General features: G+C 39.3%; 17 protein-coding genes. 1 reads left to right on the top strand and 16 read right to left on the bottom strand.

All coding sequences use genetic code 11. From position 1 onward, the window contains the following. Positions 1-6: 6 nt before the first annotated feature. Positions 7-1,041 (bottom strand): FecR family protein, encoded by a 1,035-nt coding sequence (locus KZC02_RS21525; protein WP_221390581.1) that lies wholly within the window; start codon positions 1,039-1,041, stop codon positions 7-9. A 2-nt stretch (positions 1,042-1,043) separates the two neighbouring features. Then, entirely contained in the window at positions 1,044-1,664 is a 621-nt protein-coding gene (locus KZC02_RS21530; RefSeq protein WP_221395135.1) for an RNA polymerase sigma-70 factor, read from the bottom strand. 199 nt (positions 1,665-1,863) lie between these two features. On the opposite strand from KZC02_RS21530, the gene KZC02_RS21535 reads away from it, so the two are divergent. After that, positions 1,864-2,577, top strand: a complete 714-nt coding sequence (locus KZC02_RS21535) for a head GIN domain-containing protein (RefSeq protein ID WP_221390582.1) — start codon at positions 1,864-1,866, stop codon at positions 2,575-2,577. A 5-nt stretch (positions 2,578-2,582) separates the two neighbouring features. Here KZC02_RS21535 and KZC02_RS21540 read toward each other — a convergent pair whose 3' ends face one another. The 14 genes from KZC02_RS21540 to KZC02_RS21605 all read right to left on the bottom strand — a co-directional run bounded on the left by KZC02_RS21540 (position 2,583) and on the right by KZC02_RS21605 (position 13,035). Then, positions 2,583-3,290 (bottom strand): M15 family metallopeptidase, encoded by a 708-nt coding sequence (locus KZC02_RS21540; protein ID WP_229253717.1) that lies wholly within the window; start codon positions 3,288-3,290, stop codon positions 2,583-2,585. Positions 3,291-3,403: 113 nt separating this feature from the next. Then, positions 3,404-4,465 carry a LiaF transmembrane domain-containing protein gene (locus KZC02_RS21545; protein ID WP_221390583.1) on the bottom strand — a complete coding sequence of 354 codons (1,062 nt, stop codon included), beginning with the start codon at positions 4,463-4,465 and terminating at the stop codon, positions 3,404-3,406. Positions 4,466-4,471: 6 nt separating this feature from the next. Further along, positions 4,472-4,657, bottom strand: coding sequence for a LiaI-LiaF-like domain-containing protein (locus KZC02_RS21550; protein ID WP_221390584.1), 186 nt, complete (start codon positions 4,655-4,657; stop codon positions 4,472-4,474). Between the two features lie 54 nt (positions 4,658-4,711). Beyond that, positions 4,712-5,335 carry a PspC domain-containing protein gene (locus KZC02_RS21555; RefSeq protein WP_221390585.1) on the bottom strand — a complete coding sequence of 208 codons (624 nt, stop codon included), beginning with the start codon at positions 5,333-5,335 and terminating at the stop codon, positions 4,712-4,714. Positions 5,336-5,587: 252 nt separating this feature from the next. After that, a complete protein-coding gene (locus tag KZC02_RS21560; RefSeq protein WP_221390586.1) occupies positions 5,588-6,211 on the bottom strand; it encodes a hypothetical protein in 624 nt (207 codons plus the stop codon). Positions 6,212-6,525: 314 nt separating this feature from the next. Beyond that, positions 6,526-6,891 (bottom strand): DUF2442 domain-containing protein, encoded by a 366-nt coding sequence (locus KZC02_RS21570; protein WP_229253718.1) that lies wholly within the window; start codon positions 6,889-6,891, stop codon positions 6,526-6,528. Continuing rightward, complete coding sequence (locus KZC02_RS21575) at positions 6,848-7,084, bottom strand: DUF4160 domain-containing protein (RefSeq protein ID WP_221390587.1); 237 nt, start codon at positions 7,082-7,084, stop codon at positions 6,848-6,850. Before KZC02_RS21575 ends, KZC02_RS21570 begins: the two co-directional genes overlap by 44 nt. 118 nt (positions 7,085-7,202) lie before the next feature. Beyond that, the gene (locus tag KZC02_RS21580; RefSeq protein ID WP_221390588.1) at positions 7,203-8,264 is read right to left on the bottom strand and encodes an aldose epimerase family protein; all 1,062 of its coding nucleotides are present in this window, start codon (positions 8,262-8,264) and stop codon (positions 7,203-7,205) included. A gap of 141 nt (positions 8,265-8,405) precedes the next feature. Then, positions 8,406-9,590, bottom strand: a complete 1,185-nt coding sequence (locus KZC02_RS21585; RefSeq protein WP_221390589.1) for a galactokinase — start codon at positions 9,588-9,590, stop codon at positions 8,406-8,408. 99 nt (positions 9,591-9,689) lie between these two features. Then, positions 9,690-9,989 carry an NAD(P)-dependent oxidoreductase gene (locus KZC02_RS32575; RefSeq protein WP_255636939.1) on the bottom strand — a complete coding sequence of 100 codons (300 nt, stop codon included), beginning with the start codon at positions 9,987-9,989 and terminating at the stop codon, positions 9,690-9,692. Next, positions 9,986-10,627: an NAD(P)-dependent oxidoreductase gene (locus KZC02_RS32580; protein ID WP_255636940.1), complete on the bottom strand. Its 642-nt coding sequence runs from the start codon at positions 10,625-10,627 to the stop codon at positions 9,986-9,988. The genes KZC02_RS32575 and KZC02_RS32580 overlap by 4 nt, the downstream gene beginning before the upstream one ends. 75 nt (positions 10,628-10,702) lie before the next feature. After that, on the bottom strand, positions 10,703-12,079 hold the full coding sequence (locus KZC02_RS21595; protein WP_221390590.1) for a histidine kinase: 1,377 nt from the start codon (positions 12,077-12,079) through the stop codon (positions 10,703-10,705). Between the two features lie 171 nt (positions 12,080-12,250). Then, a complete protein-coding gene (locus KZC02_RS21600; RefSeq protein WP_229253719.1) occupies positions 12,251-12,376 on the bottom strand; it encodes a hypothetical protein in 126 nt (41 codons plus the stop codon). 14 nt (positions 12,377-12,390) lie between these two features. After that, positions 12,391-13,035: a hypothetical protein gene (locus KZC02_RS21605; RefSeq protein ID WP_221390592.1), complete on the bottom strand. Its 645-nt coding sequence runs from the start codon at positions 13,033-13,035 to the stop codon at positions 12,391-12,393. Between the last annotated feature and the right edge of the window lie 35 nt (positions 13,036-13,070).

A 13,070-nucleotide genomic window follows, 5' to 3' on the forward strand; every position in this document is an offset into this window, starting at 1 on the left:
GAAATTTTATGGGCAACCGCTTCCATCAAGCCAATAGGTCTCACCTTCTTTTCTTACTTTTAAATCAAGCGTTTCAGCAATGACAGAAAGTGTGGCATCAACGGGCTCTTTTTCAAAGCGGATGGTGAGACGGCATTGTTCTGATTTCGTATTCGACAACCGAAGGTCAATATGATAACCACTTCTGATAGAGGATACTACATCTTTTAAATTTGTAGCATCAAAATTGAAAACCTGCGTGCGGTATCCCATCATGTTAATGTCCGGGATAATTTGTCTGATCGTATCCGGATCAGCTTCGGCGCTTTGCCCTTTTACCAAATTCAGTTCCATACCTGAATTGTGTATCCTGACTTTTCCGGTTGCCACATCTACGCGGACCGCTTCTTTTTCATAAGCCTTTATATTAAAGGATGTACCCAAAACCTTTATTTCAATTCCGTTGGCATCAATGACAAACGGATGTTCGGCATCGGGTTTTACATCGAAAAATGCTTCACCTTTCAATGAGACAGTTCTCAGATCGCCGGTGAATTTTTCAGGGTAAGTCAGTGACGAATTATAGTTTAAAAATACCTTTGTGCCGTCGGGTAAAATCTTTTCAATGTTTTTATTTTTTGTTGCAACCTGTAAAGACGGAGGAATGCTGTATTCGGTTCTTATTAAAAACCATCCAAGAGCCATTAACAGCAGTGCAATAACCGCTGCAGCCCAAACTGTAACCGGTAATTTTCGCTGAATTGTTTTTTGTCTGGAATTGATTGGTTTGATATGATCTGAAAAGGATTCCTCAGGAATATTTACATAAGTGTTGTGCATTTTAGACCTAACCTTTTTCCAGGCTGCGTCCGTATCTACATGAATATTTGTCCGCTCAGAAATCCCTGATTGTTTCCAGATAATACGATATGCTTCAAGCTCCTGTTCATGATCCGGCGATTCGGCAAGCCAGAACTGCACCTGTATATTTTCAGTTTCAGTAGTGGTTTCGGCCAGATAACGTGCTAACAGCTCTTCCGATATGTTTTCATGATTATTCATGGTTACGGTTTGGTTAGCTGTTCAATAAAAAAATAAACCGGCAAAAGCATCGACGGGAGATAATCAGCCAACTCAATCCTTAGAATTTTTAATGCCTTGCCAATCTGATTTTCAACAGTTTTGATTGAAATTCCTAGCTGATCTGCTATTTCCTGGTATTTTAATTCCTGAAACCGGCTCATTCTGAATGCTTTCTGGCATTGTTCCGGCAGTGAGCTCACTGCTTTTTCAATCCGTTCTTCGAGCTCGTTTGCATGAATGACTTCTGTTACCGATTCACTGGATTGCGGAATGAAGTATTCGGTGTATTCCCGGTGTGCTTCCCGGACGGCGGCATGTTTAAAACGATTCAGGCAGTGATTATGAACTGCACGATATAAATAAGATTTTAGCGAAAGTGTGATTTCCAGATCAGCGCGTTTTTCCCAGATTATTAAAAAAACAGTTTGTACTACTTCTTCCGATTCCTCTTCATCTTTTAGCAGGGAGCAAGCATAATTACACAACCGGCCATAAAATTTACGGAATGTCAGCTCAAAGGCGTTTTCGTCGCCCCTGCGGATAGCACTCACTATTTCCGGGTCAGAAGTGTACAAGGATTTCTTTTTTTGATTGTTGGTCAAAAATATGAAATCTCTGTCGATTCGTAACTCCGGATATAGAAGAGCGGTCGCTTCCAAGTTTGAATTTGCTTTTCACTATGACAATCCGCTTTTGTCATTCCCCTACGTTTAAAAAAATAAAATTCTTATAGGGGGAAAACCGCCTGCGATTGTCTTGGGCAGATAGTGATTATTGGATTTTGATTTTAACTTATTAGCCATGAAAAAGTTGTTTTTGATTTTTAGTCTTTTTTCGCTTGCCACAATTCAGTCCTGTATTTATGTTAATGACCGGGATGATATTCCGCCGCGTGGAGAAAGTACACGAACTTATGATTTTCGTAATTTCGATGAGCTGGAAATGGGACATGCTTTCCAGGTAAATGTACAGGAAGGTGCTGCATATGCGGTTTCTGCTACCGGAGAGTTGAATGATCTGGATGATCTTGAAATTTTCGTTCAGGAAGAAAAGCTGGTTGCACGTTACCGAAATTCCTGGCGAAACCGTGAACCAATGAATATTGATATTACGATGCCTACCCTGGCCGCAGTGGATTTTTCAGGTGCCATTGATTCACAAATAGAAGGTTTTTCCAATCTATCAAAATTGGAAATTGAGCTTTCAGGTGCTTCTAAATGTGATTTTATTGGTTCTGCAAAAACGATAGATTTTGATCTTTCGGGAGCATCGCAATTGTATTTATCAGGAAACGGCCAATTTCTGGATGGAGAACTTTCGGGGGCTTCACAGCTGGATGCCTTGGATCTGCCCGTTGAAGAATCCGATTTGAAATTATCAGGAGCAAGTGATGCCAAAGTCTGGGCTTCAAAGTTTCTGGAAGTGGATGCAAGCGGAGCCAGCAGTGTCCGTTATAAAGGCGATCCGGCCATTAAGCAGAACTTGTCCGGAGGCAGTACATTAAGACGCCAATAAATTTTTTATCTGATCATTCCGTATTTTGCCCGTGCCTGTTTTTTTGACATTCCATCAAAGTGCCACCACTCGGTGGTATTTTGTTTAAAGCCGGCCTGGACCATTACTTGTCTCAGTATTTTTCTATTGGCAATTTGTCTGGTAGTTAGTTTGCCCAGGCGCAGCATTTCCTGTTCAGAACGAGGGTAGGCGAGAGGACCAAAAAAATCAAACTTTGTACCCATATCCAAAGGCTTGCCTTTTTCATCTGCAACGGTTAAATCAATGGCGCAGCCAAAATTATGGTTTGAGCCGATTTTGGGATCAGCCACATACTGGGTTTTACTGCCTTCCGGGATTTTTAAAATATCCAGCGCCTTCCAAAGGTCATATTGGGCCGAATTAGGACGGGCTGCATCGTAAACTAATAATTGATAACCAGGTTTTGTTTGTTGTAAAAAGTTACTTGCTTGTGCTAATTTTTTAGCCATGTCAGGCTGTAAATATGCGCGTGTCAGATCGCCATAAACATCTTTTCCTATAAAATTATCGGTGGTCGAATATTTTAACTGTACAAGAATATCCGGGTCAATCTGCTGAATATCAACTAATCCCTGATCAATCATTTTTTGTTCAATGGATGGTAGTTTAACCTTTTTTGCTTGCTGTGAATAGGTTGACTGATTATAAATCAGCAATAGAAAACAAATGAAAAATAATGTATAAATACGCATAAACGAAAAAAATGAATCTGAAAGTCACTTAACATCTAAATGGTAAAAAATAATCAAACCATTTAGGAGTTAAGAAAAATTCAGATTCAGTATTAAACTGATAATTATAAAAATTAGTATCTTCTTATTTTAAAGCTTGTTAAACCGCCTTCATAGTTAATAATGATCTTTTTCGCTGACTGATCAAAACCGTTAGAGCGATATAATCCATTGCTGATCTTTTCAAGTCCGTCAAAACTTTTGGAATTAAAAGCACCGTCCATATGCATTTCGCAACCTACCGAATTTGGGATTTCAAGTGTAATTGAAGCCACGCCTGCCTCAATATCTACATTGGAATTGGTTAGTTTATCACCCAAGCGAATGGACATATCCGCTACTCCGGTACTTACTTTCAACTTTTCGACTTTATAATTACTAAAATCAAAATCTCCTTTTCCCGCACCAATTCCAAGGTCGATAGTCCAGACAGGTTTATCGTTCAGCTGAATTTTAGCTTCATTAGAAACCTCACCTTTATTAATTTTGACGTTGCCATCTTCCATTTTCAAATTAACTGTTGCGGAATTATCAAGTTTATTGACAGAAGTATTAGACAAAAAACCGACCAGGTTGCTGCGCGTATTTGCTTCAAATAATTTGGTTGTATTGCCCTTCATAGTAAAAGATCCCGCTCCTCCTTCCAGATTGAAACTGGCTTTTTGGATAAAATCTTCCATTTCATATTTATATGAACCGTTTACTGGTTTTTTTCCATTCATGAAACCACGTTCCTCGTGATAATCCTCGTCTTTATTGTCATCCTCGTCTTCATCCTCGTCGTCATTGTCATTGTTGCCTTCGTCATCACGATCATTGTCATCGTGATGATTGTCGTCATCATCATCATCCCAATTGAAATTCCAATCATTGTTATGACGATCAAAAGCCCTATCCGTACGGTTTACAATACCACCGAAAACTGCCAGTGTAATCAGCAAAGCTACAATACCACCCGAAACTCCCCTGTCACGGCGCGTTATCAGCAACACCGCACCTGCTAAGATCAGTAAAGCCGGCCAGTATGGAAGTATTTCGTTCCACTGCACATTAATGAGATCCATATTGCGCAAAAGCCAGAACGTCCCCAGAATGACAAGCAGCCCTCCCCAAACAATACCTCTTGAATTTTTCATTTTTTCTTAAATATTAGAATGGTTGGAAATATCTGATTTCAGGAAATTTTTCAGCAAAAGAAGCCCACCGGAAACAATCATGATAATAGGCCAGAAAAAGCGCCCAAAATCGAAGTCGGTCAGTTCTTCCACTAAAAAAAGAGAACCGGTTATGATGAGGATTACACCCCAGAATATGTTACGAAAGTTCATGACTTTTTTAATTATAGATGGTTAATTATAAACTGTTAAAATTGCTAAAACAGATCAATTCACTTTGATAACCTGGTCATCGTCTTCATCGTCCGGTTTTTTCGTTTGCGGGTCTTCCGGGAAATGTGTTGTCGATGTTGTTGGTGTAAATGGCGTGTAAGGTTGCGGATCAGGGTCTAAGGGTTCTGCCGGAGGTGGTGTGGTAGGATACACCGTCGTGTTGCTTTCATTTGATTTGTCCCTCTGCCGAAGAATCAGGAAAGCACCAATACCGATCAATACAATCGGCCAGAAATAATGCTTGATCTGGTACCAGATTGGCAGGTGGTCTACCAGCATAATCGCACCAAAAAATATCAGGGCACCACCCAATATCATGATCGTCTGTTCAGATTTTTTCTTATCTGCCGGATCAGAAGATTTGTTCATGAAGGAGTCAAAAGTAGAAGCGCTGCTATTTCCTGTCACCGAGCTATCAGCAGATCCTGTGGGAAGCACTGCCCACAAAATAATATACAGAATACCTGTCCAGCCAAAACTTGGAGGCAAAGGCAAAAACAGCATTACAACGAACAGCACGCGGATAATTACTACATCTATTTGAAAATACTGAGCAATTCCGGAAGCTACTCCTCCAAATACTGCCTGATCAGGTATGCGGTGCAATTTCTTTTCCATGATTAAGTTTATCGTTTATTTGTAATCAAAGGTAGTGGGTTATGCAAGATACTGCAACGCGGAAGTTTATTATCGGTAACGTGACGTGTTAAATGGTTATTTTCCGGGAAAGGGGAGGAAGGTTACACAGAGGTTCACTGAGTAAGGAAGAGAACCACAGAGATAATTAAATAGAAATAAAACTCTGTGGCTCTCTACAACCACTATAGTTCCGCGCGGCGGCCGCTCTGTGTAACCTTCTTCCCCTTTACTTCACTGTTCCTCCAGCGCTTCCAGAATGTCCATCATACTGCCGAAGTCTTTGTAACCCGGACGGATTTCTTCGCTTCCTCTTAATGCGATACCAATTGATGGGAAAAGGTTTGTTAATGCAGTTACTGAATACTCATCATCTAATCCAAATCCAACAAGTATTGGATATTCGTTGGCAAGGCTTCCTAAAACCTGTATCCATTCGTCTGAAAGTTGTGCGTTGTTATCACTTTCCAATAAGAAATGTGAAACATCGCCTTCATATCGACTTAGAATAGAACTGATTTCATTTGCTTCGTACGTGTCAACACTTACGCGTAAAATTAGTGGCAGATTCAGTTCACTGTGCAGGTAGTTCAATAAACCGGAAGATTCAACCTGAACGGAATGAACAGCATATTGGCTTAGAGCTGTGATAATATTTTCCGGATCAGTTTGGGCTGTTTCCGCAACAAGATTAACCCCTGCAAGCCAGGAACATATATCATCGAATTTTTTTGGAGAAATATAATTCGGAGAGTCTTCATCAATAGAAAAACCAAGCATTTCCACACCCATGCCTGCACAATAACGTGCATCTGACAAATTGGTGACATTACTGATTTTTACGGTTCTGGTAAGCATGCTGACGGATATTTTTGTTGATGCAAAGATAAACCATCAAAAATAAAAAAGATCAGCTTTTTATTTTACCCGCATACAATTCTTCAACAGGGAAAATCAAATCCCAGTCTTTTCCCCAAACAAGGTTTCCTCTTTCAATTTTAAATTTTCTAAATTTTTTCAAATCCAGATATTCGGCGAATTGAGGATGGGAATTTTTTCAAGAAAGTTCTCAAAGTTTACTTCTTGTTGCTTACCATCCGAAAAGGTAATGAGAATCTTGTAATTTGATATATATATATAGCATTGACAACTCTGATTGTCACTGTAATAACTCATACAGCCAGTTTTACAGTTTCTTCTAATAATAGCCCTCGCAAACTTAAATCTGCATCAATTTCTGGCCAATGAATACCGTAATCAGATACTTTATATTGATTTAACTTTTCTTCAATTGCTTGTTCAAGTATAGGATATGAAGAAAGTGGTCTTTGAATAATGCGGCGATTGTTTAAAATGAAAATTACAAGATCCAAATCTTTAAAGAATGCGAAACGTTGAATTTTTAAATGGTTGTCTTTAATGATTTTATCAAATTCGTCAGTGCTAACAATGACATCGTTATTATCATTATCATTCAAAAGTTCTGTTAACTCTTTACTTATCAAAGGTTTCATGCCACTTTTCGATGATTTTTTCATAATTGTCAATAATTATTTCAATGATGGTTCGCAATTCGTTTTTCTTAAATCCTCTGCAGTAAGAAACATCAATGGCAGGAATTAAAACTATCCTTGCTTCGCTATCGCCTTTGGATACATGAATGTGAATTGGTTCGTGCTCGTTTAAATAAAAGAAAAAACGAAATCCATTTATAAGTAATATAGTCGGCATTATCAAAATTAACTAAAAAAAGCAAAAACGGCTCATAGAAAACGCCACGGATGCAATAATCTACACAAATCGTTATTCTTTAACATTCGTGCAAATTAGTGCATTCGTGGCTGAAATTTTACTCCGCCGAAAACTTATACATTGTAGTTGTATGGTAAGTTTTGCCAGGTTTTAATACGGTTGAGGGAAATTGTGGCTGGTTTGGAGAATCCGGATAATGTTCCGTTTCCAGGCACAGGCCAAATCTTTTGCTGAATGTGGCTCCTTTACCGGACAAACTGCCATCCAGGAAATTGCCGGTATAAAACTGAACAGCAGGTTCGGTGGTGGAAACTTCCATTACTCTTCCACTTTCAGGATCTTTTACTTTTGCAAATTGCATAAGACCTTTATCTTCACGTTTCAGAACCCAGCAATGGTCATAACCGCCTCCGCTTTTAATTTGCTCATCATCTGTCTTGTCAATTCCTGTTCCTACAATAGCAGATTTTCTAAAATCAAACGGTGTTCCTTCTACTGCACGTAATTTGCCGGTTGGAATTAACGTCGTGTCAACCGGTACAATGCTGTCCGACAGAATAGTAACTTCGTGTCCAAGTATATCACGTTTCAGTCCTGATAAATTGAAGTAAGAATGGTTGGTCAGATTAATTACGGTTTCCTTATCAGTTGTAGCAGTATAGTCAATGGTTAAAGAATTGTCATTAGCCAAAGTATAGATAATCTTCACAGTCAGATTTCCCGGATAGCCTTCTTCCATGTCTTTGCTCGTATATTCCAGTTGCAGTCCAACGGTTGAATCTTTTTTGATCTCGGTAGTTTTCCAAAGCTGTTTATCAAATCCTTTAAGTCCTCCGTGCAAAGCATTCGGGCCATTATTGATTGCCAGTTTATATTCCTTACCGTTCAGTTTAAATTTCCCTTTCGCAATACGATTTCCATATCTTCCCACAAGGGCACCAAAAAACGGATGCCCTTTCAGGTAAGGAGGCAGTGAATCAAAGCCTAATACCACATCTGCCCATTCGCCTTTTTTGTCAGCAGCAGTAAGTTTGGTGATAATTCCTCCGTAATTGGTAATGTTCACGGTCATGCCTTTGGAATTAGTCAGGGTATACAAATCGGCCGTCTGTCCATCAGGAAGTTGCCCGAATACTTCTTTGGAAATTGTACTGGTCATGGTCTGTTCTTTACTGGATTTAGAGCAACTGAACAAGCCAAAAGCAATCAGTGCAGTGAATAGAAAAGTAATTTTTTCATTAAAAAGGATTTAAGAGTTTGCGGCTATTCTATACAAAAGCAGTAACACCATTTATTCTATTCACTTCAATTCTTCTGTTCCGCCAGTGATTTTTACACGATAACAAGGCAAATCTATATTAAACTGTTCTTTATAAGCCGTTTTCATACTTTTTTCAAAGTCTTCCACCGCATCAATTTTAACAAGATTAATTGTACAGCCTCCAAATCCGCCGCCCATCATACGCGCTCCAAGCACATTAGAATTGTCTAAAGTCTGTTCAACCAGAAAGTCCAGTTCGTCGCAGCTAACCTCATATTCGTGCTGTAATCCGTTGTGTGTTGCATACATTTCTTTACCAAAATTCTCCATATCGCCCTGTACCAAAAAATCGCATGCTTCCTGGACACGAAGAATTTCCTCTGTCATATATTTGCAGCGACGATAAACCACGTCCCCCAATTCATCCTGATGCTGTGCAACCAATTCCGGTGAAGCATCTCTGAGACTTTTTATTTCAGGATGGTATTTTTGTAAAATAGAAACACCTTTTTCGCATTCCAGCCTTCTGGTATTGTATTCGGAACTTGCAAGTGAATGTTTTACACTCGTATCACATAAAACAAGAAGATAATCTTTCATCAGAAAAGGAAAGTATTCATATTCCAGCGAGCGGCAGTCCAGACGGATAACGGATTCCTCTTTTCCGAATACGGAAGCAAACTGGTCCATAATCCCGCTTTGGACGCCAACATATTCGTTCTCTACTTTCTGTCCCATTTTCACAATAGTGAACTTGTCCAGTTTCAAGTCGAACATTTCACTCAAACCAAATAAAAGGCAGCATTCCAAAGCGGCCGAGGACGACATTCCTGCACCAACAGGAACATCTCCGCCAAAAGTGGTTTGGAATCCACCAATGACATGACCCATTTTTTGAATCTGTTCAATAACTCCAATCTGGTACAATGCCCAGGATTGTTCGGGCTTGGAAAGATCATCCAGTGTAAATGTATAAGTTTCGTCCAAATCAGCTGCATGCAAAATCACCTGATTGTCCTCTCTTGGTGAAATCACAAAATATACCGCTTTGTCCACACTGGCAGGCAAAACAAAACCATTATTATAATCTGTATGCTCCCCGATCAGATTAATTCGCCCGGGAGATCGAAAAATTCTTGGTTTATCTGTACCATCAGCATTCCCGAATTTCTGAAAGTATTTTTCCTTGATCTGATCAGCTGTATTTTTTTCTGTAGTTAGCATTCTGTTAGTTTTTTAACCGCGATGGGCGCAATCATTATAAAAAACACCATAGTGTCCATTGCGAAAACCATTGTGCTCATCGGGGTAAATCTTAATTTTTTAATACCCTTTTGATAGATCCACTTCGTCGAACAGTGCGCTGCCGTTTTCAATTGCAAAGATATTGTTCAGAAACAGGTCTACTTTTCCTACGTGTTCATCTTTTCGCCCGCCACCGGTATGCTGTGTTAATATCACATTATCCATTTTCCACAACGGGTTTTCAGCTGGTAGAGGCTCTACTTCGGTTACGTCCAGAACAGCCCCGCTCAGGCGCCCGGACTTCAATGCTTCAATCAAAGCATTTTCGTCTGTAGTACTTCCACGGCCTACACTTGCGTAAATACTGTTTTCTTTCATTGCCGCAAAAATTCCCCATTTACGAAATGAGTAGCTGTTCCAGGCAGCGTATTAATAACCAGGTCAGCATAAGGCAATTCATGAAACAGATCTTCGCGGCTATGCAGATCGGCATCCGGAGAAGTACGCGCCAGTAAATGCGTGTAACAGCCAAAGCCTTTCAGGATTGCATTAACAGACTGCCCGATTGTACCAGCTCCCAGGATCACTGCATTTTGCTCGTGTAAAATCCTAAGCTCGGAACGTAATTTTGCACCTATCCATTCAGTTTGTTCCTTGAGATGAATCAGCGTGTCCAATCCTCTGTATAAAGTTAAAATTCCGCCCACAATGGTTTCGGCGCAAGGGCGTGCAAACCAGTTTCCCATATTTGCTACTTTCACATTTTTATCCAAACCAATAGCTGAATACTGGTCAAATCCAGCTGAGTCGAGCTGCCAGAATTTTAAATTCGCAGGTTTATTTTCAAACCATTCAACAGGTGGGTTTCCAAGAATGAAATCAGCGGTCTGAAATATATTTTGTGCTTCATTATCATTAATGTCAGCACTGAAATGAATGACATGTTTGGGAGACAAAGCATCGGTCAGTTTTGAACGAAGTGCTTCATCTATTGATGAATGGCAATAAACAATCATTGGTTTTTATAGTTAAAAGAAAGTATATCGTGTTTTTACCTGTTAATGTAATCATGTTACCGGCTATTCTTAATTTCAGAGAACAAAAATGTCCTGATTTATCGGACATTTAATACTTACAATCGTTCCTGTCCCGGGATGGCTTTCCAACAGAAATTTCCCTGCAAATACGGAAGTGCGTTGCCTCAGATTAAAAAGGCCATTACCTCTGCTTTTGTTTTCATTATATACAAATCCGATACCATCATCCCTGACAATCAGGTTAAGATAATTATTTTCCAAAAATAGCCTGATGTATACATTTTGGGCATTGGAATGGCGTACAATGTTATGTAAAATCTCTTTATAAACTAAAAACAAATTTCGCTTATATTCTGTTGGGATGTGCGAGTCAACTTCCTCAGCGGGCATGTCCAGATGCAGCTCAATAGGATAAAGCTCAAAAAGGGCATACGCTGTTTCTTTTGCCCTGAATGAAAAATTACCAATAGAATCCTTATCAGAATGAAGGCTTAAAATGATCTCTCTCATTCGCGCAATCACTTTTCTTGAAGTTTCTCCAATTACATTTATGGTATTTTCAGTTGCCGGATCCAGGTTTTTTAGCTGCCTCAATGCGGCATGGCTCAGTACACTGATACTTCCCAGGTCTGCACCCAGTTCATCGTGCAGGTCACGGGAAATATCATCCCTGATACGCATCAAGGCAGACTGTTTTTTTTCATTTTCACACAATTGTTCGATTAATTGCTTTTGTGCCTCTATCTTTTCAAGCTCATTTTTTCGGTTTTTTACTGACATACCCAAAATGAAACACATTACTTCCATGATAACGCCAAGTTCCATATATGTGATTGGAAACGACAGCGGGTTTGACGGGTTGCGATTAAAAACATCAGGGATGAAATTAATTATAAGTGACAGCAAACAGCCTAATACAAAGAAGAGCGAACCAGCTATAAAATAAACAACTGCAATCTGTCGAAGTTTTAATATCCTCGGAACAACTATCAGTGCACCGGCTGCAAGAATACACCGGAAAAGGATGTAACTGTTACTTTTGAAAATGGCAGATGTGTTAAGGAAATAAAAGAAGAAATCCGAAGCCATTTCTATACATAACAATAGGCTCATAATCCTTAGAATGCGGTAACTGAACGGATCGAGACGAGGAATTTCAATTAATAAAACAGCAAAACGGATATAAAGTAAAAATGCTGTTGATTCAATAATAACTACTTTTAAATTGACACCAGGTAAGTAATTCACCTGGCCGTAATCAATATCATCCCAGTAAAACGTAGTGACCATGCAGGCAATGTAAAGCGCATATTGCCAATAAATTGCTTTTCGGTGCAGGGTGTAAGAAAATAACGCATAAAGCGCCATCATGCATAACATTCCATCGAAAAACACTCTTAATTGTGGGTAGGAGGCGATCCAAAAAAGCATGTTAATAAATTCGTATCGGGTATCGGAAGTTATTTAACAACGTGATTTTTGTAACGATAACTTATGGGACGAACCGGTTAATTGAAAAATTATAAAGACAGGATTTGCTATTTTTCTACTGATAAATCACAGTTGAAATTGGTGTTCAGGTATTTGCTGCCGGTATTCTGGTTAATCTACTTTCTTATAATTAAATGTTGAATCATTGCTTACCTGTATATAGAGTTTGCCCGGTTCGATCCTGAATGGTATCGTTTTATTAGCCAGACGGCTCAGATAACTGCTTTCAAAATTCATATTTGGACAGGCCATCAATGTTCCGGAAAATCTACCGAAACGGATTTTTTTCCCTGAACTTCTATTGAGCTGTTGAACTCGTTACAGCCGGCAAATGCAAATACTTGATTTTGTGTTAAATTCAGTTCTATGCGTGGTAAGCCTTTTGGAAAATTGGCAGTATCAATTTTAGCATCATTGATGCTTTCCAATACCCAGATATCATTCAGGCGATAATCCGAAAGATAGGAGCCGCAGCCTTTATACTGTTTATCTGTCATTGTAATTTCTACTTTTTTAGGCAGCTCATTACCGGAAAGATTGTCAATACAGGGCTGGTCGTAAATAATAATTGTAAAATAATCAGAACCGGTTTTTGCCCTGTAACTGGTAGCAGCTACATCCTGCAGCCGGATTCCTTCCGGTACCATTGTCTGAATAGAATCACCATGAACACCTTTGAAATAAATGCGTTTGTCAAAATCAATCTCGAGAGACCAGAATGGTTCAGTGCCAGAAGCAATAAAATCAATTCCGTTCTCTAACTTATTCATTAACTGATCCGAATAACGCGCCGGGCCCTTTTCTCCGTGTTCCATTCCCGGCGTATGGTTCGTGACTTGCTGACTGCAAGCTGTTAATTCAAGCACGATCAATAATATGAATATTGTATTTTTCATTCAGTGGAGTTTAGCAAATCAGCTATAATGTATAA

Origin of the sequence: Dyadobacter sp. NIV53, from assembly GCF_019711195.1 — a bacterium.
In the GTDB taxonomy this organism is placed as follows: domain Bacteria; phylum Bacteroidota; class Bacteroidia; order Cytophagales; family Spirosomataceae; genus Dyadobacter.